This is a genomic window from Pseudomonas sp. GW821-FHT12A04 (genome assembly GCF_058807755.1).
The window spans coordinates 174,406-197,217 of the sequence record NZ_JBXAQZ010000007.1 but is presented as its reverse complement, the minus strand read 5'-3'; the positions used below and the strand labels follow the sequence as shown (position 1 = coordinate 197,217).

The window sequence follows — 22,812 nt, the reverse complement described above, 5'->3', positions numbered from 1 at the left end:
TTGCTCGCGATAGCGGTGGGTCAGCCAGTATCTCTGTTGGATGTGCCGGCCTCTTCGCGGGCAAGCCCGCTCCCACAGGGATTGTGGCCAGCCGCAGGATTGGTGTTCACTGAAGATCAATACTGCGGGAGCGGGCTTGCTCGCGATAGCGGTGGGTCAGCCAGTATCTCTGTTGGATGTGCCGGCCTCTTCGCGGGCAAGCCCGCTCCCACAGTGTCCCGGGATTAGCTGACTGGCATTAGCCTCTGGAGAGCCGCTTTTTTTTCAGGACTGTCGCGCCCTAAAAACCTTTATCAAAGCGGAATGAGGCGCCGTAGGCAGAGTCCGGTAAATGGCTGGCGCCATCGTCCCGTAACCGCGAACGGAAAGTACCGCTCTGTGGCTGGGTACGATACAAGCCGCGTTTTTGCAGTTCAGGAATGATCAGTTCAACGAAGTCCTCAAGGCTGCCCGGGCTGATCAGCGGGTTGAGCATGTAGCCGCTGGTGCCGGAAATACGGGCGTGCTCTTCGATCCGATCGGCCACTTGTTGCGGCGTTCCCACCAGAATCAGATCACTGCCCCGGGTGACATTGGCAAAGCGCTGTTTGACATCGCCGGCGGTCAAGGGCTTGCCACTGCCATCAGGGCGCATCACATAGGAAGTCATGCCTTCGGTGTGAGTGGACAACGCGTCGCTGTCCGCGTAGCGGCTGATGTCGATACCGGTATCACCGGCATAACTCACCAGTTGCGCCTGCAAGTGATAGTTGCTTTGCAGTTCGTCATATTTGCGTTGGGCTTCGATCTCGGTCCTGGCTGTGACGATGCGAAGTACCGTCAGTGATTTGACATCCCCGGCGTGACGCCCCCGTGCCCTGGCCTGCGTCCATATATCTTCCAATCCCTGGCGAATCTCCAGCGGGTTGGACTTGGCGATGAAAATCAGTTCAGCGTGCTTGGCCGCAAACTCGCGGCCGCGGCCTGACCAACCGGCCTGGATCAGCAAGGGTGTGCGTTGCGGTGACGGGGACGTCAAATGCGGCCCGGCCACCCGGTAATGCTCGCCAACATGATTGATCGGTCGCACGCGATCGCCCTTGGCATACACCTGGCGAGACTTGTCGGCAACCACGGCATCGTTTGCCCAGCTGCCTTCCCAGAGTTTGTAGACCACATCGAGAAATTCATCTGCGCGTTCATAGCGATCATCGTGCTTGATCATCTGCTCCAGGCCGAAGTTGCGAGCGGCGCTGGTCAAGTAGGAGGTGACGATGTTCCAGCCGACCCGGCCATTGGTCAGGTGGTCCAGCGTGCTGAAGCGCCGGGCGTGGGTGAAAGGATGCTCGTAACTGGTGGTGACAGTGACGCCGAAGGCGAGGTTTTCCGTCACGGCGGCCAATGCCGGGATGATCATCAACGGGTCGTTGGCCGGTGCTTCCACCGCCCACTTCATGGCCGCGTCGGCATTACCGCCAAACACATCGTAGAAACCCAGCACATCACCAAAAAACAACATGTCGAGATGAGCCTGGTCGGCGATGCGTGCCAGGTTCGACCAGTAGCCCAGCGAGTTGATGGTCAGTCGCTGGTCAGCCGGGTGCGTCCAGAGGCTCGGCGCGCCGCCACAGCCGACACTGGCTTGCTCGTATAACGCAAACAACAGAGGTTTTGGATCGGACATCGTAGTACCTGTAAAAAGTCATTTAACGGACGGGTCAGCGCTGATGCTTGAAACCTTTGCCGTAGTGGCGTTCAAGACGGTTCTGTATCAACTCCAGTCCAATGGACAGGAGCCAATAGATAACGGCTGCGGTGGTGAGCATTTCGATGTAGCGGTAAGACGAGCGACCGTACGACTGCGCCAGGAACATCACTTCCCAGACACCCATCACCGATATCAACGATGAGTCCTTGAGCATTGAAATGAACTGACTGGTTGTCGGGGGAATGATCGTGCGCATGGCTTGCGGCAGGACGATGTGCAGGAACGTTGCCGCCGGCCCCAGCCCCAGAGCCATCGCCGCTTCGCGCTGTCCGGGTGCTACAGCCATGATGCCGGCACGAAAAATCTCACTGAGGTAGGCACCGTAATTGAGCGACAGCGCAATGATTCCCGCGCTGATGGCGCCCGGCACGACACCCAACTGCGGCAGACCCAGGTAGATCAGCAGGATCTGGATCAACAGTGGAGTACCGCGAAAGAAAGACGCATAGAAACTGGCAACGCCGAAAGCCACTGCACTGCGAGACAGGCGCGCCAGTGCCGTCACGAAGCCAAGGAGCAACGAAAGCCAGATCGAACACAAGCACAGGAACAGTGTCAGCGCGGCGCCTTGCAAGAAACCGTCAGGCCCCAAATGCAGGCCGACCAGATTGGGCAGCTTCTGCACAATGATCGAGAACTTCAGATCGAAGCTCATGAAAAACATGACGCACAGGCCAAACAGCACTGCCCAGGTCAAATACAGGCGAGTGCGAAAACCAGGTATCGGGCTGAAACGACGCGTCTCGGTTTCAGGGGCGACAGCCGTCTTGGCCGGGTGTGGATTGAGGGCTGTCATTGGCTGATATCGGCACCGATCCACTTCTGTGAAATCTTGCTTAATGTGCCGTCGGCCTTGAGCTGGGTCACGACCTCAGTGACTTTGGCATTCCATTGCGGATCACCCTTTTCTATCGCTACCACGTTGGGCTCCGCATACAGCGTGTCGCCGGCAATTTTAAAGCGAGGATCCTGGGCGATGCGTTCGCGAGCAGTGATGAGGTTGGTGACCATGGCATCCAGGCGCACGCCCGTGCCCAAGGCCAGATCCTGGAAAGCTACCGTTTCGTTGTCGTATGGCGCGATCTGGACGCTTTCGAATGGATAGCTCAACGGCTTGTCCTCGGCGCCCTCAATCACCAGATCCTTGTTCAAATAGGCTTCATAGGTCGACGCACTGATCACGCCGACTTTTTTACCTGACAGATCCTTGCCCGTGACAATGTTCTTGTCTTTGGCATTGACCACGATCACGGCCGGTGACTGGTAATACGCCACCGGAAAGTCGAACACTTCGGCCCGTGCCTTGCTCGGGGTCATCGAGCAGACGCAGATGTCATATCGTCCGTTCCAGCGGCCGGCAGCGATGACATCCCAAGACGGTGTCTGCAGCTTCAGCTTCACCCCTAGCCGTTGCGCAACGGCCTTGGCGACATCGACGTCAAACCCGTCCAGTTGGTTCTGTTCATTGAGAAAGGAGAATGGCGGATAGCTTTCCATCAGAACGCCGGTCAGCTCCCCGCTCCTGGTTATGCGATCCAGAGTGGGGCCCGCCAAAGCCGTCGAGCAGGTAGCCAGTAATGCCAAGCCAAAAGGTAAAAGCGCCTTAGTTTTCACAGACAAGTGCTCCAATCGATTCAAGAAACTGAATAGATTAAAACGCACTATAAAAATAGTTTGTACTAGCTTTATGGAATATAAGACTGCGTTCAAGCTATATTGGATGAAGCGGTTCAGGTGCTTGAACCGCTGACTCTTGGTGGCAAGCAACACCCCGACAGATCCGGTCCGGGCGTTGCCCTTTGCTCAGCGATAGCAATCGAGCAGGCGTGCGGCGACTTCCTTCAATTGCGCGTCGGCCAGACGGTTGATCCCGGCAGCACGCTTGCGCCCGCCCCCCGTGGGAAACTGCCGGCAGAAGGCATCCGCCGTCAGCCCGGCCTCTTCCGGTACCCGCAGGCTGAACGCCCAGTCACCGTCCGCCCTGGCGCTGAGCAAGCCGATCGCCTTACGTGGCGCACCGGCCGCCAGTTGGTTGGCCAGCACACCACTGACCCGCCGCGCCCAGGGTTGCGCGGGCAGGCGGTACAGCTGCGCGCCCCGGCCCTCGTGCCAGGGTTCAAGGCCTGCGGCTGCAGCCATGTCGGCGGCGTGGCCGGTGCGCAGAGTGGTGAAGCTTGTGCTGTGGCGGATGAAGTCCAGCGGGTCGTGGTAAGGCAGCAGCTCGGCGGCCAGCGCCAGCGGCTCGAAGTGCAAGTCCGACAGGCTGTCGCCATAGGCGTTGTAGTTGAGCAGCAGGCCCAGTTCCTCCAGGGCGTGCACCTCGTTGCTGGCCAGGCCATGCTGCGCCGCCAGCACCCGGGCCGGGCCGGCCAGGCCGTCACCAAAGGCAGCCGCCACCGCCCAGCGGTGATGACGCCCGTCCAGGTAGGTGTTGACCAGCAGGCTGGTACACACCTGGGCGGCCGTGTCGATGAAGGATTCGAATGCCGGATGCTGCGGCAGTTCACCGGCAAAGTGGTGGTCGAAGTAGCGTACCCGGGCGCCGGCGTCGAGCAGGCGCCGGGTGGCCTCGCGGTTCTGCTCGTGGGCCACGTCCAGCACCGTGACCCGCTCGCCGGGCCCGGCCTGGACCCGACGCAACAACTCGATGTCGCGCTTGACCCCGCTGACCAGGCGCACCTGCGGATCCAGTTCACCCGCCAGGCGCAACTGCTGCAGGGCGCACAGACCGTCGGCATCGCCGTTGAAAGCGCAGTGATCGATTGTGTTCATCTGCCCTGCTCCTCAGTACATGACTTCGCCGCCGTTGGCATCGAGCTGCGCGCCATTGATCGCACTGGCGTAGTCCGATGCCAGAAACAACGCAGCGCGGGCGCACTCCTCGTCGCTGCGCATGCGTCCGCCAGGGATGCCGGCACTGAACTCGGCGCGCACCTGTTCTTCGCTGACACCCCGGGCGACAGCACTCTGTCGTACCAGGGCCTGCACCGGCTCGCCCCACATCCAGCCACAGGCCAGAGCGTTGACCCGCAAACCGTGGGCCGCCTGCTCGCTGGCCAGGTAGCGCACACTGGCCGCCAGCGCGCTTTTCGACGCGGCATAGGCCGCGCCACCCTGATACGGTTTGCGCACACCCAGGGTGTTGATCATGACGATCGCCCCCGCGCCCTGCGCGCGCATTGGCGCCAGCACCGCGCGGCTCATGTTCAGCGAGCCCAGCAGGTTGACCTCCAGGGCCTCGCGCAGCGGGTCGTTGTCCGCCTCGTCCACCGCCTGGAAACCGCCATGGGAAAAGGCGCTGTTGATCAGCGCATCGATACGGCCGAATTGCTCGAGGGTGGCTTCGGCGAAACGATTGCAGGCCTGCACATCGGTGATATCGGTGGCCACGCACAGCACTTCGCAATGCCCGGCGACCGCCTTGATGCGCTGTTGCGCCTCAAGCAGTCGGCCCTTGTCGCGGGCGCCGATGGCCACGGCCCGCGCCCCTTCGCGCGCGGCCTCCAGGGCCAGTTTGATACCCAGCCCGGGGCCGACGCCCGAGACCATCACGACTTTGTCTTTAAGCAGCATGGGATGAATCCTCTTATTGTTATGGGGCAGGCTCAGGCGCTCAGATGCCGGGCGCGGTACTCGGCGTAGTCACGCTGCAGCAGCGCATCGCTGAGGCCGAACTGATCAGGGCTGTAGTGATGGGCAGCGCGTTTTTCCCGGCCATTGACGGACAACCATTGGCCCATCTCTGCCTGAACCTTTGCCGTGCATTCAAGGCCGGCGAAGCGATAGATGCGCTCGACCACGGCCTGGGGCGCGGCCAGGGTGTCTTCGAACTGCACATCGAGAAAGCGCCCGGCCGGCATGCACTCGCGCACCGCCATGGCATGGCGCAAGGCCCGCGCCATGCGCCGGTTCCACTGTTCGCCGACGGCTTGGGCATCGGCCTGGTCGCTGTACAACTGCCACAGGGTATGGATGAAGCTGGCCAGAGAGGGAATGGTCCTGGCCGGTTCGCGATGGGTGAGCACCACCTGCGCACCGGGGAACACTTCGAACAACAGCTCCAGGGTATGCAGGTGCTGCGGGCTCTTGAGCAACCAGCGCCGGCCGGGGGCGATGCCACGGCGTGCCTGCTGCCATTGCAGGAACTGCAGGGAGCGCTTGAGGTAACGGTAGACCTGGGTCTGGTCCTGACGGTCGAGCCAGGCGGTGTAGCTGGGGACGTTGACGTAGGAGTCCATGGCGCAGAGGAACGAGTGCTCCATCAGCATGAACTCTTCGTCGGGCTGCTCGGCGTCCAGTGGGTGAATGGCCAGCAGTTGCGGAAGGAACTCGACCATCGCCGCCACTTCGGCACGCGCCCGGCCGAGGCGCTGCAACGGCTGCTCCAGGGTCTCCCCGTCGAGGGGCGCCGGGTAGCGGGTTTCCCACCACTGCGCCTTGCTGAACTGCGGGTCCACCGCCAGGGTGCGTTGCAGCAGCGTGGTGCCGGTACGTGGCAGGCCGACGATCACCAGTGGGTCGTTGATTTCCAGCTCGAGGATTTGTGGGTAACGCCGACAGTGATCCTCGATGATCAAACGGTTGACCAGTTGCGCCAACAGTTTCTCACGCAACAGTCCGCGCCCCGACACGGATAGCCGCGCTTCTTTTTCCAGGGCGTCAGCCAGCACCACCAGGCCCTGGCGAAAATCGCCGGGGCCGAAATCGTCGAGGCCGCCCGCACGTGCGCAAGCTTCAGCCAGCAAGGTATCCAGGGCGAAGTCATTGGCACTCATCGCACAAGCTCCTTCAGATCATTGAGTTTGACCACGCGTGTCGTTGGATGCACCGGCTGCTTTGCTCCCACCCATCGCAGGCAGAGGGTGCCATGGGGATGGCCGGCAGTTTCCAGCCAGTTCGCCAGACCGGGGTCAACGCAGCAGAGGACCATGCGCAAGCGGCCATTCGCCTCCAGTTGCGCCGACTGTTTGTTCAGACAGATGCGGTGGTAGCGGTAGTCGAGCGACTCCATCCAGTAGTTGTTGATCTGCACATTCCAGAAATCGCAGTCAGGCACCTGATCGACCTCGATCAGCAATGCCTCGTCATCAGCCAGAGCCCAGTAGGAGTGGTAATAGAAAATGTTCGGGTCGCCCCCCACCGACTGGCACAGTGCCTGGTCGGCGGCGGGCAGTTGATTGGTGTGCTTCTGATAACCCTGAGCCCAGTCGGCGAATAACCGCGCGGTGTTCTCGACGAAACTTCCCACCCGCTGCAGGCTTTGTTGCAAGCGCGGCGCATTCAGCGGTTCGGGTGTCTGGCGGGCATTGAGGCGTTCAATGCGCAGTTGCGCCGGCTGCTCGCTGCTACGGTCCAGAAAGGTTTGGCGGACAATCAAGGCATTGCTCTGCGGTTCGAGCCGCAGCCAGTTACCGATGCCGGGTGGATGCTGGCTGAGGATGATTTCGAAGTTGCCCTCGGCATCCGACTGCAACATGCCTGCATCGAGAAAGCCGGTCTGGATCATCTTGCCATCCGTTTCGTAGCCCCCCTTCTGGGAACCGAAACTGAGGTAGGCAACACTGCCGCGCTGGCCGCTGACCCGATACTCGTGCGCGCCGTTGAGACGCGCATAGCTATACAGATTATCGGGGTTGTCGGCGCCAATTTTCGCGGTTTCATGGGAGGGAGTGATGAAGCCCGGGAAGTCCGGATCGGCAAATTCCAGGTGCATTTCCAATGCAATGCGCAGCAAGCGCGTGAGATAGCGAAATCCTTCGGCGCGGGTCTGCACATCGGCCGGAGCCTCGGCGCGCAATATTTGCTCGCCGCTGCGCCGCAGTTGCTCGCAGAAGAGGTTCCAGCTTTCGCCGCTGAGCACCTCCTGATCGATCCTGTCTGTAACCATGTCGGTCTCCTCTGTTGGCGGAAAGCCCGCCGCTGCCAGTGACCTTAGGGAGCACCCCCTTGCCGATTCTTCGTCCAAGCGGACTAAATCGCCTGCTAGTCCGCACGGACGAGGAGCCGTGCGCCGTGAGCGGCGAGGATCGCGCCTGAGCCCATGGCTTACTTCCCGCCGCAGTTCGTGGCGCGCAGTCATCCCCAGAGGAGTTACCCATGACCGCAGAGAAAAATCTGGTCCGTTCAGTGACCGTGGACATCGCCGCACCGGCCGAATTTGTCTGGTCGGTACTGATCGACCTGGTGCGTTATCCGCAGTGGAACCCCTACACCGTCAAGGTCGAGTCCAGCTTGCGACTGGGCGAACCGGTCAATCTGTTTCTGCCCGATCCGGGACGACCTGGTGAACTGCTGCACGTGATCGAGTACCTGGCTGACTTCGAACCCCACCGGTTACTCGCCTGGGAGATGTATGCCAACGCCGACAATCCCGACGCTGCCCGTCGCGAGCAGCACATCGAGCCCACCGGCGCGGCCAGTTGCCGCTACCACACCACCGACCAGTTCCTCGGCGCCACCGCCGACCAGGTCATGACCGATCATGGCGCTTGGGTCAAACAAGGGTTCGATGCCGTTGCCCACGCCCTCAAGATCCGTGCCGAGACGCTGTACGCGTCCGTCGCGTGACCTGCAGCTGCCGGCGCCTCTTCGTCCAAGCAGACGAAGAAGTGCCGGCGGTGCTTTACCTACCGTGGTGTTCAGCCGGCGCCAATCCCGGCAGAACTCGAGGAGGTATTCGATGTTGACTCATCTGCAATGGCTGGAAGCGGAAAGCATCCAGATCATCCGTGAAGTGGTGGCCGAGTGTGAAAACCCGGTGATGCTCTACTCCATCGGCAAGGACAGCGCGGTCATGCTGCACTTGGCGATGAAAGCCTTCGCCCCGGGCAAGCCGCCCTTCCCCCTGCTGCACGTGGACACCACCTGGAAGTTTCGCGAAATGATCGCCTTTCGCGACCAGACCGCCGAACGCCTGGGCCTGGAACTGCTGGTGCACATCAACCCCGAAGGCGTGGAAAAGGCCATCGACCCTTTCATCCACGGCTCGGCCTTGCACACCGATGTGTGGAAGACCCAGGGCCTGAAGCAGGCCCTGGACCACTACGGTTTCGATGCCGCGTTCGGCGGCGCCCGGCGCGACGAGGAAAAGTCGCGGGCCAAGGAGCGGGTGTTTTCGCTGCGCTCCGAGCAGCACCGCTGGGACCCCAAGCAGCAGCGCCCGGAGCTCTGGCACCTGTACAACACCCGCAAGCGCAAGGGTGAAAGCCTGCGGGTGTTCCCGCTGTCGAACTGGACCGAGCTGGATATCTGGCAATACATCTACCTGGAACAGATCCCCATCGTGCCCTTGTACTTCGCCAAGGAGCGCCCGGTGGTACGCCGTGACGGCACGCTGATCATGGTCGACGACGAGCGCCTGCCGCTGCTGCCGGGAGAAACCCCGGAACTGCGCAAGGTGCGCTTCCGCACCCTGGGCTGCTACCCGTTGACCGGCGCCATCGACAGTGACGCCGACAACCTGCCGGCGATCATCGGCGAAATGCTGGTCAGCCGCACCTCGGAACGCCAAGGCCGCCTGATCGACAGCGACTCGGCGGGCTCCATGGAGAAGAAAAAACAAGAGGGGTATTTCTGATGAACGCAATCACCGACGCACGCAATGGCGACCTGACGCCCTACCTGCAACAACAGCAGAACAAGCAGCTGCTGCGCTTCATCACCTGTGGCAGTGTCGACGACGGCAAGAGCACCCTGATCGGCCGACTGCTGTATGAATCCAAGGTGTTATTCGAGGACCAGCTTGGCCAGCTCGAAGCCGACTCGAAAAAGCTCGGCACCCAGGGTGACGAACTGGATTTCGCCCTGCTGGTCGACGGCCTGAGCGCCGAGCGCGAGCAAGGCATCACCATCGATGTGGCTTATCGCTTCTTTGCCACCGACAAGCGCAAGTTCATCGTCGCCGACACCCCCGGCCACGAACAGTACACCCGCAACATGGTCACCGGCGCGTCCACCGCCGACCTGGCGGTGATCCTCATCGACGCCCGCCAGGGCTTGCTGACCCAGACCCGCCGGCACAGTTACCTGGTGTCGCTGCTGGGCATCCGCAAGGTGGTGGTGGCGATCAACAAGCTCGACCTGGTGGACTACTCCCAGGCGGTGTTCGAGCGCATCGAAGCCGAGTATCGCGCCTTCGCCGCACAGATCGGCCTGCAGGATATCCAGTGCATCCCGCTGTCGGCGCTGCGCGGCGACAACATGCTCCAGGCCAGCCCCAACACGCCCTGGTACCAGGGCCCGAGCCTGCTTGCCTACCTTGAAGACGTACCGCTGGAGCAGGACCGGCAGAGCCAGGCGGCGTTCCGTCTGCCGGTGCAGTGGGTGAACCGGCCGAACCTGGATTTTCGTGGCTATTGCGGCAACGTCGTGGCCGGCAGCGTGCGCGTCGGCGAGCGCATCCGGGTGCTGCCCTCGGGCCAGCAGAGCGAGATCAGCGGCATCCTTGGCAGCGCCGGGGAGCAGCAGCAAGCCCTGTGCGGCCAGGCCGTGACCCTGACCCTCAAGGACGAGATCGATATCAGCCGCGGCGACCTGATCGCGCTGGCCGACACCCCGCCGGCGGTGGCCGACCAGTTCGAAGCGACCCTGGTATGGATGGACGAACAACCCCTGCTGCCGGGGCGCCCGTACCTGATGAAGATCGGTTGCCGCACCGTCGGCATGAGCTGCGCCAACCTCAAGCACCGGGTCGATGTGAATAGCCTCGAGCACCTGGCGGCCAAGACCCTGGAGCTGAACGGCATTGGCGTATGCAACCTGCACCTGGACCGGCCGATCGCCTTCGATGCTTATGCCGACAACCGCGATACCGGGGGCTTTATCGTTATCGACCGCCTGAGCAATCGCACGGTCGGTGCCGGCATGCTGCACTTCGCCTTGCGTCGTGCGCAGAACGTGCACTGGCAGGCCATCGACGTCAACCGCGAGGCTCACGCCGCGCTCAAGGGCCAGTCGCCACGGGTGCTGTGGTTTACCGGTTTGTCCGGCGCGGGTAAATCGACCATCGCCAACCTGGTCGAGCGCAAGCTGCATGCCCTGGGCCGGCACACCTATCTGCTCGACGGCGACAACGTGCGCCACGGCCTGAACCGCGACCTGGGCTTTACCGAAGCCGACCGGGTGGAAAATATCCGCCGGGTCGCTGAGGTGGCCAGGCTGATGCTCGATGCCGGACTGATCACCCTGGTCTCGTTCATCTCGCCGTTCCGGGCCGAGCGTGACATGGCCCGCAGCCTGGCCGGTGACGGCAACTTCCTCGAGATCTTCATCGATGCGCCGCTGGCCCTGGCCGAGCAGCGCGACCCCAAGGGCCTGTACCTCAAGGCCCGGCGTGGTGAGCTGAAGAACTTCACCGGCATCGACTCGCCCTACCAGCCGCCAGTGGCGCCGGATATCCATATCGACACCCGGCACGAGTCTGCCGAGGCCGCCGCCGAACGCATAGTCGAAGCCCTGCTGGCGCTGTAAGAGCTACCGGGCGCAGCCTGCCCCTTGGGCATGCGCTGCGCCCGTCAGTGCCTAGGCCAAACGGACGATTTTGCCGCCGTGACCCCGGTCGATACTCGCCCATGACAACACGCAGCCAAAGAGGCGTGCATGACCCTGCCCTTTTCCACCTGCCCGGACCTGCACGCCAGCATCGACATCCCCTCTGCCGAGCTCAGCAGCCTGCTCGGGCTGGTCTACCACGGCACGCTGGAGCCCACCCCCTGGGCCAGTTTGCTGGAAGCTCTGCGCCAGCGATTCGCCGCCAGCTTCTTCACCCTGGTGCTGCGCAACCCCGACCATGAACGCCCCGGGCTGATCGTCAATGCCTCGGTGCATGGCGCACTGTTGCCCGGCGAGCCCTCTTACAGCGAACACTTCTATTCGATCTGCCCGTTCCTCGACTGGCCCGCGGACCAGGTGGCCAGTGCCGACCAGGTGCTGGGCACGGAGGCCTGGCTGGCCCATGATTTCTACCGCAACTACCTGCACCCCCTGGACCTGCGCGATGTGCTGGTGGCCAACATGCGCACCGCCGCCGGCATGCACTGCGCGCTGTTCGCCTGTCGCGACCACGCCAGCGAAGCGTTCACCCCGGCGCAGATCAACCTGATCCGCCTGTTGCTGCCGCACCTGCAACAGGCGGTGGACCTGCACTCGGCGGTGGATCAACTGGATGCCGAACGCCAGCTCTACGCGGCAACCATCGACCGCCTGATGGTGGGCACGGCCATCCTCGACGAGAACGGCCGGATGATGCGCTGCAACCGTGCCGCCCAGCGCCTGTTCGACAGCCATGACGGTCTGGAGTGCAAGCACGACAAGCTCTGTGCCTTCGCCAACCATGAGAACCGCACACTGCAGCAGGCCATCCAGGCCGTGTTGAAACAACGCCCCCGCGGCCTCGACGACCTGCAAGTCCTGACCCTGTCGCGGCCCAGCGGTGAGATGCCGCTGAACCTGCTGCTGCGCCCGATTGCCATGAACTACCAGACCCACAACAGCGCCCAACGCCCGGCAGTGGTGGTGTTCATCCGCGATCCCGCCGACTCGCCACAAGCCTCGCGTGACCTGCTGCGTAGCCTGTTCCAACTGACCCGCACGGAAACCGAAGTGGCCATGCTGGTCATGGACGGCCAGACCCTCGATGAGACAGCCGAGTCACTCGGGGTTTCGCGCAACACCGTGCGCGCTCACTTGCGCGGTGTATTCGCCAAGACTGGCGCCACGCGCCAGGCGCAACTGGTCAAGACCTTGCTCAATAGCGTGGCGTCGTTGGGGTAGCTGTCTGCATAAACTCAACCGCGCACCAGGTAGGCCCCCGGGGGAACCCGATGTCGCAGCTTCTTGCATTTGCCGGGTGCGGGCTGATGCCCTGCCGGGCGATCAGGAAACCAGATTCGGCATTTGCCCGGACGCGGCATATGGCCGCGGGGAATCTCGACCTCAGCGTACGCCCGCTCTGGCTCGGCATTAGTCATTTGTAATTTTCCTTCGGGCCCGGCTCTGCCAGCCGACGGCGCATCCAGCCCCCGATATGCCTCTGCGCGAGCCAAGTTGCCAGCGTCGTTCCCAGTGTCCGGAGTGGATTGCTCAGCAACGGCCACTTCCGCTTCGCGACGCCTTTGGGCCTCCTCCTCCAGCCCCTTCTGTACTGCGACCACGCCCTCTTTTGCATTGGGTGGGGTACCCGAAGATTGGGCCTGCTGCGCCGCCTGGATCAATTGGAAGTTGCGGTTGCGGAGCTCGACGTTGCGACCAACCCGTATGTTCGAGCGCGCCGCCAGGGTTTCAGCCTGCTGGTACTGCCCCTGCTGAAGGCGCAACACACCCAGGTAATGCAACGTCGCGGGATTGTTCGGCTGGATATGCAGGGCACGCTCCAGCGTGGCGGCGGCCTGGTCCAGTTGGCCATTTTCATACTGGCGCGAGGCGGTTTCGATCAGGGTGGTTGATGCGCTGTTACTCCGCGCCGGCGCGCTTCGTTCGGCAGCAACCGAACAAAGCGACGGGACAGCGCAGAACACCAGGATGAGGCCCGGCAGAAAACTCTTGGTTGGCATCAGGGGGCGGACTCGACTGAATTCAAACGGCACTGCCGTAAAACAGACCACAACGCTGCTCGGCATTTGCGATACAGGGCCGCTATTGACCTGGCCAATACCCTGAAGTTCCTGCTGCAACGACCGTTGCGACCAGTACCATTTTTTACCACCCCCAACATCCAGGCACGATCTGTTGCTGTTCTTCACGCAGGGCGCAAAACGGCCAAGAGCAGTCGTTCAGGACAGTACAAACGGCTGACTTTTCACTCTGGCGAAGAAGAGTGAATAAGATATCTTGTCGAGCTGTCGATCCGCTCAACATTCCAAGGAAGCCAATGCTCAGTTCACTCGTATCAAATGGTCAGCCACAAACGCCTGACCGGTTAGAACTGATGGCCCCCTGGTGGAGTTTTACGAAAACAGTCCTGGCTGCGACAGCCCTGTCGTTGGTACGTGACGGGCTCATCGGACTGGACGACCCAATTTCTGATCAGCCTTTCACGTTACGCCAGCTACTGCGGCATGAAGCAGGCCTGGCCGATTACGGTGAACTTGCGGAGTACCACGCCGCTGTTACGAACAGTGAGCCAGCCTGGTCGGCAGATGAAATGATGCAACGCCTTGACGGTGCTCGACTTCGATGCAATCCCGGAACCGATTGGCATTACTCGAATGTTGGCTACTTGCTCATCGGCAGGCTTATTGAACGGCTAACTGATCTGACGCTTGATGATGCGGTGACTCAACGTGCACTTACTCCTCTGGGCCTGTCGAACGTTCGCTTTGCTAAAACGCGAGCAGACTTACAAAAGACCCATCTTGGAAGCACCTCGAATTATGACCCCGCGTGGGTCTATCATGGCTTGCTGATCGGCCCAATTTCCCAAGCAGCGCTATTTCTGGATCGACTCCTCTGCGGTGAACTGCTCTCCACGGGCTTGCTCCAGGAAATGCAGACAGCACGAACATTGGGCGCCCCGATTCCCGGGCGCCCATGGATCATTCCGGGCTATGGCTTAGGTGTGATGCAAGGGTCGATTGACGGCGGACATTCCCTATGCGGGCACACCGGCTGCGGGCCAGGCAGTGCCATTGCTGTCTACCGTATCCGCGACGGCGACGCATCGGCTTGTGGCGCTGTTTTTGAAGCGGGTGCCAGTGAAGGTGCCGTCGAAGCCATCGCGGTGAAACAGCTGATGCAAGTTATGCGCGGTGGCTGACGACGGCTAAGTCCTTTTGGCGTCGACCTCATGATTCGCCGGATGACCGCTTCACGTCCTGAGGAAGTCAGTCAACCAAAAATCGTCAGGCGTATTCAACGGAACATTCCATTTAAGAGTTTTCTGCCTCGGGCGCACGGAAGGCCTTACTGTAATAGCCGGACTGGTCGAAACAGCAAACCTGCTTCTTGCCGGTTGCAAGCATATCGCAGGCATCACCAATTCGCTTTTCGCGCGTCTTGAGTTGCTTGGCTGAAGTAATCCAGTGGATCCAGTCTACTCGTGCGATGGTCGTTGTATTATTCCAAACTTTACGGGCCTCAGGAGTGGCTGCCAGTGCTTCCTCAAAATCTGCCGGGATGTCAGGCTCGGGTTCCTTTTTCACAGGGGTTAGCTCGAGTGTAACGATATCCCCAACGGCCACACCTGCGGCGTCGAGTAACTCGCTACTTACCTTCAGCCAATGGCTCAGCTGACCATCGGGCTCAAGGGTTGCCTGGAAATGGTGCCCATTGATTGTGCCTTCAACTGTCGTCCTTCCCCGCCTCGGAAGCGGTTCACTCGCGTCTCTTGGCAGTACTGCGAACGCCCAGGACGTATCATTACCGGGCTTTGCCGGACGAAGAAGCTTTGCTTCGAATCGGGATTTCACATCGATTATTGTCATTGCCACTCCTCCAACTAATACGCCTGACTACTTTCTGGCAACATCACTGTAGCGTTTAAATACGACATTGATGACGCCGAGATGAGCGCTTAGTTATCCATCACCTCGTCCAGTGCCTTCTCGAGGGTGCTGACCGTGCGCTCGATATTGTGCAGCTTTTCGAGTCCGAACAGACCGATGCGAAAGGTCTGGAAATCGGCCGGCTCGTCGCATTGCAACGGCACTCCGGCGGCGATCTGCAGGCCGAGGCTGGCAAATTTCTTACCGTTCTTGATGTCGGCATCATCGGTGTAGCTCACCACTACGCCAGGAGCCTGAAAGCCGGCTGCGGCCACGCTTTTGATGCCTTTGCCGGTCAACATTGCGCGCACCCGATCGCCCAGAGCCTGTTGTTCGCCGCGGACCTTGTCGAAACCGTAGGCTTGCGTCTCTTTCATCACTTCGTTGAATCGCGCGAGGGAATCGCTGGGCATGGTCGCATGGTAGGCATGTCCGCCCTGTTCGTAGGCCTGCATGATCTGAAGCCACTTTTTCAGGTCGCAGGCGAAGCTGCTGCTCTGCGTCTGTTCGATGCGCTCGAGGGCCAAAGCACTGAGCATCACCAGGGCGCAGCACGGGGAGGCGCTCCAGCCTTTCTGCGGTGCGCTGATCAGCAGGTCGACTGCGCATTTGTGCATATCAACCCAAATCGTGCCTGAGGCGATGCAGTCCAGCACGAACAGGCCACCCACCGCATGCACCGCGTCGCCGACGGCCCGCAGGTACTCGTCGGGCAGGATAATCCCTGATGAGGTTTCAACGTGGGGGGCGAAGACAATCTGCGGTTTCTGCGCCGCAATGGCTGCCAGCACTTCGTCCAGAGGGGGTGGAGCGTAGGCAGCCTGGCGACCCGTGTCGACCGGTCGGGCTTTGAGCACCATGGTGGCCGCCGGGATGTTGCCCATCTCAAGGATCTGGCTCCAGCGATAACTGAACCAGCCGTTGCGTATCACCAGGCATTGCTGGTCGGTGGCAAACTGTCGCGCCACCGCTTCCATGCCGAATGTGCCGCTGCCCGGCACCACCGCAACAGCCTGGGCGTTGTAGACCTGTTTCAGGGTCTTGGAAATGTTCTTCATCACGCCTTGAAATGACTGCGACATGTGGTTGAGCGAGCGGTCGGTGTAGACCACTGAGTACTCGACCAGCCCCTCGGGATCGATACTGGGATAGAGCTTTGACATGGGTGACTCCTTTGGCAGGGATCTCAGTGGTATCGACCCTGCCCTAAGCCTTGGCAAATGACAAGATTGCTCGGGATTGAATTGCGACTTCTGTCGAGCGGCTGGCAGGTCGCTGCTGAGTTGTGGGAAGGGGGGCTTAAAGGTTCAAAAGTGTTTGAAACCCCAAGGGGAATTCATTTTTGGACATTGCGGTTGGGCGGTAGCCGGATCGATACGCCGCTCGCGCCTAGCACATGGGGCCTAGGCGCTGCGCCGATAAGGATGCTCCCGGTCTATAGAGCCCGGGGAGATTCAATTTGTTGAGAAGTGTCGACTATTTGGACGCAGTATCCATATAAGACTTTACCGCCGCGAGCCCAGGTTGACCTTCCACTGTTTGAACATCAAGCAACGTTCTATCAAGCCATTCGGGATGGGCACTCAGCCATTTTTTTACCGCAGAGCGTGGGTCAAGGCCACCATTGATCACGTAGTCCATCATGGTGTTTTCGGCATCGATGGAAAACTCCAGATTTTTCAGGAGTTGGCCCACGTTAGGGCATTCCTCCAGATATCCCGTACGCACGTCGGTCCGCACCGACGATGCGCCGAAATTTGCTCCGTAGTACTTGTCACCGCCTGACAAATATTCCAGTTCAATATTCTTGTTCATTGGGTGAGGTGCCCAGCCCAGAAACACAATCCAGTCGTTCTTTCTGATTTGCCTGCCGACTTGTGTCAGCATGCCCTTCTCACTGGACTCAACCAGGCTCCAGCTACCCAGGTTATACGCGTTATCCGCGATGAGGTTCTGGATCGGTTTGTTTCCGCCTGGCTCTACTCCATAGATTTTCCCGCCAAACTTTGACTTGTAAGTGTCCAGGTCAGCATAGCTTTTTACACCATACTCATAGACGTATCGCGGAACCGCCAAGGTAAATTTTGCGCCCGTGAGGTTCACTCGCACTGTCTGAATCGACTTGTTGTTGTAGTAAGGCTGAGCCGCCTCGATCAATGCGGGATCCCATGTTCCGAGGAACACGTCGATACTCTTGCCTTCCATCGCCTTGTAGGCAATTCCCGTCGATAACGTTATGACTTTTGGGGCGTAGCCCAGTCCTTCCAATACTGCTGTGGTCAAAGACGTCGTCAACGTGATGTCGGTCCATCCCACCTCTGCGAACTGAGGCGCGCGACACCCCACAGGGTCCGCGGCGCCGGCAATCCCCTGGAATGTCATCAACAGCACGGCACAACCGATAGCACTGCTTTTCATACCGGATCCCCTTGCGTTCTCTTGTTTTTTGGAGAATCTAGTGATAACTTTTTTTTCATTGAGTGTCCAATGAAAAAAGAGAACCCCCCATGCCAAAGGTCGGAATGCAGGAAATCAGAAGGAAGCAGCTCGTTGAGGCGACGCTCACCCTCATTGGTGAGCAAGGCATGGCGGGGACGAGCATGGCTCAGGTCAGCGCCCGTGCGGGGTTGGCCAACGGCATCGTCCACCACTATTTCTCGGACAAGAATGCTTTGCTTGAAGCCACCTTGAGAGAGCTGAACAAACGCATAAATGCCGAGATCTTTGCGCGCCTGCGAAAGTCCGCAACACCCGCTGAGCGTGTTCTCGCGTTTGTGGACGGGAACGTCAGTGCCTTGAACCTGACGCGAGACAATGTCGCGGCCTGGCTCGCTTTCTGGGCCCAGGTACCGCAGTCCCCCAAACTGCAGCGGGTACAGAACATCGTTGCGCGCAGGAGCCACTCCTTACTTTTCCATGCCTTGTCAAAAAGCATGGACAAGGCAATAGCCCATTCCAAGGCGCAAATGATCGCGATCTTCATCGACGGCTTATGGTTGAGGGCTGCGGTCGATTGCAACCCGGACACGATCGATGATTCGCGTCGTTTGGCTTACGAGTTCCTCAACAACGTACTTGGTTATGATCTGGAGGCGTAGAAATGACACCTGAAGAGTTTAAAAGTCTTGATGCCGTGGGCCTCGTTCAACGGTTGAAGTCCGGTGAAGTCACTCCGCTGGAGCTGGTCAACCTGGCAGCCAGAGAAATTGAAATCCAGGACCCTGCCTTGGGCGCGGTCGTTGCAATCGATATCGAAGGCGCGCAACGAGCGGCGCTAGATCCCAAGGCAGGACCACTCGCAGGTATACCGATCCTGATAAAGGACACCAATATCGATGTAAAAGGCTTTGCAACCAGGCACGGTTCGCGATTGTACGAAGATGCCGCCCCCGCTCAGGTCGACAGTGAGTTTGTGAGTCGATTGCGCAAGGCCGGGGCAATCATTCTCGGGAAAACCAAAACACCTGAGTTTGCAGGAGACTTTGTGACAGAGCCTGAATGGCAAGGCCCTTGTCGAAACCCCAGGAATCCGCAGTACGCTTCTGGTGGATCAAGTGGAGGGTCCGCCTGCGCCGTGGGCGCAGGCATGGTGCCCGTTGCACACGGCACCGACTGTGGCGGGTCGATCAGGGTTCCGGCTTCCGTTTGTGGTGTGGTTGGACTGAAGCCAAGCAGGGGACGCACCCCTGTAGGTCCTCATGTCGGTGAGTTTGTTGGTGGCCTTGATTCCGAGCATGTACTGACCAGGACCGTCCGCGACAGCGCATTGCTGCTGGATGTCCTGTCTGGCTATGAACCAGGCGCGCCTTATGCTGCTCCCCCCGCCCCTCCCTCTTGGCTCGAATGCCTGAAGACGAGGTCGCCACGACTCAAAATCGCCTTTGCCTGCGCCCGTCCAGATGGCTCGAGTATCGATGAGACCATCCACAAAGCCATATTGAATGCTGTGGATTTTTTAAGTAAAGACGGCCATGAATTACGCCCGTTCAATTGGCCAGACATGACCAAAGCCGGTGCAGCTGCTGCATTATTCTGGCAGATGGAAATTGAGGCCCTGATGGAACACAAAGCCCAAACTCGCGGTTATCCGATCTCGGCAAAAGATGTTGAATGGATTACCTATGAGTTTTACAAATGCTCGACTCAGAGAACGGCACTGGATGTACACCATGCACGGGCCACCCAGAACAAAGTAAGCCACGACATGGCCGATAGCTTCACCGATATCGACGTCCTCATCACGCCAACGGTAGCGCTTGCTCCACCACTGATTGGTGGTTTTGTCGCCACAGGGGAAAGGCATCTGGACGAGTGGTATAAAAACGCTTACGCATTTTCTCCCTTCACCGAAGTTTTCAACTTGACCGGCCAGCCGGCCATCAGTATCCCCGTCGGGATCATGGAGAACGGCCTTCCAATCGGGATGCAGATAGTTGGCAAATTTGGTGACGAGGAAACCATCCTCAGACTTGCAAGTGAAGTTGAACGGAGCTTGTTAGCAACCACCCTGTTTGCAAAGGCATGATCATGTGCTGAACTACGACAGACTTTCTGCGCGTTGTCGCTGGCTCGCTGAATTGACCCAAACTCTATAGACACTTCCTGCAGGCAGTTATTGGATCGTTGCCTGACGTGATTGGCTGCTTCTCGGAGCAGAAGGAGTATTTTATGAGTGTCGGATTTGGGTCGATTCTGTAGAGAAAGTCAGCTTCGGTTTCCACCGCAGAAAAGTTCGCGCCTGTGATTGCAATCCGTGTTTTGCGCAGAAGATTCAGGGCCCAGTGACGTAGCCGCGTGCAAAAAAGACGCTCGCACTACTCACGCTCGGCCCAAATCACTCTTGATCTGTTTTGTGCATAGGCCCATCTGCTTTGTGACCCAATCCCTGAAAGCGGTGCACTTGGCACTTTCCTCAAAAGGCCTGGGTGACAGTAGGCAATAGGCCGACCCGTCCTGGATAAAGCCAAACGGTGCGATCAGTTGTCCGGACCTGAGTTCATCCTGAACCATGAGAAAGGACACCACACTGATCCCCAACCCCGCAGTTGCTGCCTGAATACACAGATAGAAATGCTCATAGTCGACCGAGCCAGCATTAGGCATAGCCATTTCCGAAAGGCGCAGCCAGTTGTCCCAGGCCAACGGGCGTGTCTGGCTACGTAGCAAGCGCACTCCTTGCAATTTCCTTTTATCGGGACTATTGGACGGGGTGCACACAGGTCCAATCCATTCCTCACAAATCGTCACGCTGTGGATTGATTGATCCAAGTGAAAATCATCACGTCGGATGGCCAGATCCGCACCTGAGCGCGCGAAGTCTATAGGACCACCGGCCGCCAACAGTTGGACTTGAAGGTGCGGGTGAGCGGCATGGAAGTCAGGCAGTCGCGGGATCAGCCATTTCATTGCGATTGTAGGTTCACACGATAGTACGAGTACGTCCTCACGGACTTCTCCCTGCAACCGGTAAACAGCACTTTCCAATTGTTCGAACATGGGCCCGGTAACGTCGTACAGAAGGCGGCCAGCACGGTTGAGAAAGATCGCACGGTTGCGCCGATCAAAAAGTTCGACCCCTATTGCCTCCTCCAACAATCGAACCTGGCGGCTGACTGCGCCATGGGTGACGTGCAACTGCTGAGCGGCTCTCACGAAGCTTTGAGTCTGGGCCGCAACGTTGAAAAAACGAAACGCAGCCAAAGGAGGCAAATTCATATTGACGATGATTACTCACAGGTTTCGACGACTATAAATCGTTTTTTTTATCGGTGGCAATTCTCCATCATGACCTCCACTCGTCCCATCTGCACGCACAACTATCAATGATTAGAGGCATTGCATGAATGCCATGCGAAGCCAAATACCACTGGGTGATGTAAGTGCCGCGAGCAAGTGAAGCTGCCACCCACCCTCAATCTGTGCAAAAACGTAGCGCAAATGCAATTACTGTCGTTCGCGGCATGGGCATCCATTGCGCCGGAGAGTCTTCATGAACGAATTGCTTCTAGTTGCTGCCATTTCCATCCTGGCAGTTATCAGCCCCGGCTCTGACTTCGCCATGGTCACCCGCAACAGTTATGCATATGGACGACGCAGCGGTTTGATGGCCGCACTGGGTATCGCCTGTGGCGTCCAGATTCACGTTTTCTACACAGTGTTCGGCGCTGCAGTGATCTTCACTCAATCACCCTTGCTGTTCATGGCAATGAAGTTGCTGGGCGCCGGATACCTCATTTATCTGGGTATCAAGTCCCTGACCAGTACTTCTTCGTTGACATTTGGTGGCGCCAACGCCTCAGCCCCTTCATCCTGGGAAGCATTTCGTACTGGCTTTTTCACTAACGCGCTCAACCCTAAAACCATGTTGTTCGTGGTGGCGACATATAGCCAAGTGGTGCACACAGGCAGTTCGCTAACCGCAAACTTTGCGTACGGCCTGTTTATGTCGTTCACCCATTGGGCGTGGTTCAGTTTCGTGGCACTGTTTTTCTCCGCTGAAGCGTTGCGCCGGCGAATGCTGGAAAAGCAGCAGGTTATCGACAGACTCATTGGCACGGCACTGATCGGCTTGGCGGCGCTTCTGGTCATTCCAGGGGTTGGAGGTTAGTGTCGGAGGAGTGTTTGAGGTCAGTGCGAAGGGCTCCTTATAGGCAGCAATCGGCTGACAATCGCATTCACTTTTGTATCACCGCTTGAACTGGCTGGGTGCTATCAGTGCAGTTACGGGTTGCGATGTTTTCTCGGGCAGTCGCCGCAGCCTGATTTGGTCGCCGGCCCCCCGGCTTGCCGAGTCAGCCCGCCGGCCATACGATTCGACTATTCCTCAGGCGGAGGAGTCATTGTGAAGCCGGTGATGCTCCTGACGCGCATCCTGGCGCCTGCCATCGCTCTGGCGTTGGCATCTGCCGGTCTGCATGCCGACGACCCGTTCGCGCCGTTGCGCGATGCCATGGTGCGGGAGATCGCCAACATGTCGTCCGTCACCCGCGACGAAACCGGCAGAGTCGAGTTTGCCGCGCCGGTGATGGCCGCGATGGCCAAGGTGCCACGCCATAAGTTCGTCCCGCCCGACGAGGTGCCCTACGCCTACGAAAATCGTCCGCTGCCGATCGGCTACGGCCAGACCATCTCCCAGCCGTACATCGTCGCCTTGATGACCGACCTGACGCAGGTCGGGCCCGGCGACGTGGTACTCGAGATCGGCACTGGCTCGGGCTACCAAGCGGCGATCCTCGCCGAGCTGACGCAGGCGGTCTATACGATGGAGATCATCGAGCCGCTGGCAGTGCAGGCCGGGGAGCGCTTGGGCCGTCTGGGATATGCGAAGGTGCAGGCCCGGCTGGGCGATGGCTACCACGGCTGGCCCGAGCACGGGCCTTACGACGCCATCCTCGTCACCGCCGCCGCCAGCCATGTGCCGCCGCCACTGATCGCCCAGCTCAAGGCCGGCGGACGGATGGTAATCCCGGTCGGCGCGCCGTTCATGATCCAGTACCTGCTGCTGATCGAGAAGGCCGGCGATGGCAGTGTGTCCACCCGGCAGGTGCTGCCTGTGAGCTTCGTGCCGCTGGTCGGAGGCGGTTGAGC

At 59.6% G+C, this 22,812-nt stretch carries 21 protein-coding genes; 9 read left to right on the top strand and 12 right to left on the bottom strand.

The features are described 5' to 3' along the window. Positions 1-280: 280 nt before the first annotated feature. The 7 genes from AC1RS8_RS13345 to AC1RS8_RS13315 all read right to left on the bottom strand — a co-directional run bounded on the left by AC1RS8_RS13345 (position 281) and on the right by AC1RS8_RS13315 (position 7,712). Complete coding sequence (locus tag AC1RS8_RS13345; protein WP_489340442.1) at positions 281-1,663, bottom strand: LLM class flavin-dependent oxidoreductase; 1,383 nt, start codon at positions 1,661-1,663, stop codon at positions 281-283. A 34-nt stretch (positions 1,664-1,697) separates the two neighbouring features. Continuing rightward, the gene (locus AC1RS8_RS13340; protein WP_489340441.1) at positions 1,698-2,543 is read right to left on the bottom strand and encodes an amino acid ABC transporter permease; all 846 of its coding nucleotides are present in this window, start codon (positions 2,541-2,543) and stop codon (positions 1,698-1,700) included. Beyond that, positions 2,540-3,361, bottom strand: coding sequence for an ABC transporter substrate-binding protein (locus AC1RS8_RS13335; protein ID WP_223502088.1), 822 nt, complete (start codon positions 3,359-3,361; stop codon positions 2,540-2,542). Before AC1RS8_RS13335 ends, AC1RS8_RS13340 begins: the two co-directional genes overlap by 4 nt. 189 nt (positions 3,362-3,550) lie before the next feature. Beyond that, positions 3,551-4,519 carry a DHH family phosphoesterase gene (locus tag AC1RS8_RS13330; protein ID WP_489340440.1) on the bottom strand — a complete coding sequence of 323 codons (969 nt, stop codon included), beginning with the start codon at positions 4,517-4,519 and terminating at the stop codon, positions 3,551-3,553. Positions 4,520-4,531: 12 nt separating this feature from the next. Next, on the bottom strand, positions 4,532-5,320 hold the full coding sequence (locus AC1RS8_RS13325; RefSeq protein ID WP_218498301.1) for an SDR family oxidoreductase: 789 nt from the start codon (positions 5,318-5,320) through the stop codon (positions 4,532-4,534). A gap of 32 nt (positions 5,321-5,352) precedes the next feature. After that, entirely contained in the window at positions 5,353-6,522 is a 1,170-nt protein-coding gene (locus AC1RS8_RS13320; RefSeq protein WP_489340439.1) for a sulfotransferase family protein, read from the bottom strand. Continuing rightward, positions 6,519-7,712 carry a hypothetical protein gene (locus tag AC1RS8_RS13315; RefSeq protein ID WP_493162817.1) on the bottom strand — a complete coding sequence of 398 codons (1,194 nt, stop codon included), beginning with the start codon at positions 7,710-7,712 and terminating at the stop codon, positions 6,519-6,521. The genes AC1RS8_RS13320 and AC1RS8_RS13315 overlap by 4 nt, the downstream gene beginning before the upstream one ends. Before the next feature lie 131 nt (positions 7,713-7,843). Here AC1RS8_RS13315 and AC1RS8_RS13310 point away from each other — a divergent pair, with 131 nt between their 5' ends. The 4 genes from AC1RS8_RS13310 to AC1RS8_RS13295 all read left to right on the top strand — a co-directional run bounded on the left by AC1RS8_RS13310 (position 7,844) and on the right by AC1RS8_RS13295 (position 12,517). Then, positions 7,844-8,314: an SRPBCC domain-containing protein gene (locus AC1RS8_RS13310; RefSeq protein WP_489340437.1), complete on the top strand. Its 471-nt coding sequence runs from the start codon at positions 7,844-7,846 to the stop codon at positions 8,312-8,314. Then, the gene (gene cysD, locus AC1RS8_RS13305) at positions 8,229-9,323 is read left to right on the top strand and encodes a sulfate adenylyltransferase subunit CysD (protein ID WP_489340436.1); all 1,095 of its coding nucleotides are present in this window, start codon (positions 8,229-8,231) and stop codon (positions 9,321-9,323) included. Before AC1RS8_RS13310 ends, cysD begins: the two co-directional genes overlap by 86 nt. Continuing rightward, complete coding sequence (cysN, locus tag AC1RS8_RS13300) at positions 9,323-11,215, top strand: sulfate adenylyltransferase subunit CysN (protein WP_489340435.1); 1,893 nt, start codon at positions 9,323-9,325, stop codon at positions 11,213-11,215. Before cysD ends, cysN begins: the two co-directional genes overlap by 1 nt. 129 nt (positions 11,216-11,344) lie before the next feature. Further along, complete coding sequence (locus AC1RS8_RS13295) at positions 11,345-12,517, top strand: helix-turn-helix transcriptional regulator (RefSeq protein ID WP_489340434.1); 1,173 nt, start codon at positions 11,345-11,347, stop codon at positions 12,515-12,517. Between the two features lie 14 nt (positions 12,518-12,531). Here the strand turns inward: AC1RS8_RS13295 and AC1RS8_RS13290 are convergent, their stop codons facing one another. Further along, positions 12,532-13,296: a tetratricopeptide repeat protein gene (locus tag AC1RS8_RS13290; protein ID WP_489340616.1), complete on the bottom strand. Its 765-nt coding sequence runs from the start codon at positions 13,294-13,296 to the stop codon at positions 12,532-12,534. Between the two features lie 317 nt (positions 13,297-13,613). Between AC1RS8_RS13290 and AC1RS8_RS13285 the strand changes: the two genes are divergently transcribed. After that, complete coding sequence (locus AC1RS8_RS13285) at positions 13,614-14,498, top strand: serine hydrolase domain-containing protein (RefSeq protein WP_489340433.1); 885 nt, start codon at positions 13,614-13,616, stop codon at positions 14,496-14,498. A 112-nt stretch (positions 14,499-14,610) separates the two neighbouring features. On the opposite strand, the gene AC1RS8_RS13280 is transcribed toward AC1RS8_RS13285, so the two are convergent. From AC1RS8_RS13280 to choX, 3 genes are all read right to left on the bottom strand, one after another. Further along, on the bottom strand, positions 14,611-15,165 hold the full coding sequence (locus tag AC1RS8_RS13280) for a YdeI/OmpD-associated family protein (protein ID WP_218498304.1): 555 nt from the start codon (positions 15,163-15,165) through the stop codon (positions 14,611-14,613). Positions 15,166-15,254: 89 nt separating this feature from the next. Continuing rightward, entirely contained in the window at positions 15,255-16,388 is a 1,134-nt protein-coding gene (locus tag AC1RS8_RS13275) for an aminotransferase class V-fold PLP-dependent enzyme (RefSeq protein ID WP_489340432.1), read from the bottom strand. 313 nt (positions 16,389-16,701) lie between these two features. Next, on the bottom strand, positions 16,702-17,643 hold the full coding sequence (choX, locus tag AC1RS8_RS13270; RefSeq protein ID WP_489340431.1) for a choline ABC transporter substrate-binding protein: 942 nt from the start codon (positions 17,641-17,643) through the stop codon (positions 16,702-16,704). 89 nt (positions 17,644-17,732) lie between these two features. Between choX and betI the strand changes: the two genes are divergently transcribed. Both betI and AC1RS8_RS13260 read left to right on the top strand, forming a co-directional pair. Then, complete coding sequence (betI, locus tag AC1RS8_RS13265; RefSeq protein ID WP_057715282.1) at positions 17,733-18,323, top strand: transcriptional regulator BetI; 591 nt, start codon at positions 17,733-17,735, stop codon at positions 18,321-18,323. Positions 18,324-18,325: 2 nt separating this feature from the next. Beyond that, entirely contained in the window at positions 18,326-19,750 is a 1,425-nt protein-coding gene (locus AC1RS8_RS13260) for an amidase (RefSeq protein ID WP_489340430.1), read from the top strand. Between the two features lie 293 nt (positions 19,751-20,043). On the opposite strand, the gene AC1RS8_RS13255 is transcribed toward AC1RS8_RS13260, so the two are convergent. Beyond that, positions 20,044-20,940 carry a LysR substrate-binding domain-containing protein gene (locus AC1RS8_RS13255; protein WP_489340429.1) on the bottom strand — a complete coding sequence of 299 codons (897 nt, stop codon included), beginning with the start codon at positions 20,938-20,940 and terminating at the stop codon, positions 20,044-20,046. A gap of 274 nt (positions 20,941-21,214) precedes the next feature. On the opposite strand from AC1RS8_RS13255, the gene AC1RS8_RS13250 reads away from it, so the two are divergent. Beyond that, positions 21,215-21,832, top strand: a complete 618-nt coding sequence (locus AC1RS8_RS13250; RefSeq protein ID WP_090454908.1) for a LysE family translocator — start codon at positions 21,215-21,217, stop codon at positions 21,830-21,832. Between the two features lie 234 nt (positions 21,833-22,066). After that, on the top strand, positions 22,067-22,810 hold the full coding sequence (locus tag AC1RS8_RS13245; RefSeq protein WP_489340428.1) for a protein-L-isoaspartate(D-aspartate) O-methyltransferase: 744 nt from the start codon (positions 22,067-22,069) through the stop codon (positions 22,808-22,810). The last annotated feature ends 2 nt before the right edge of the window (positions 22,811-22,812 follow it).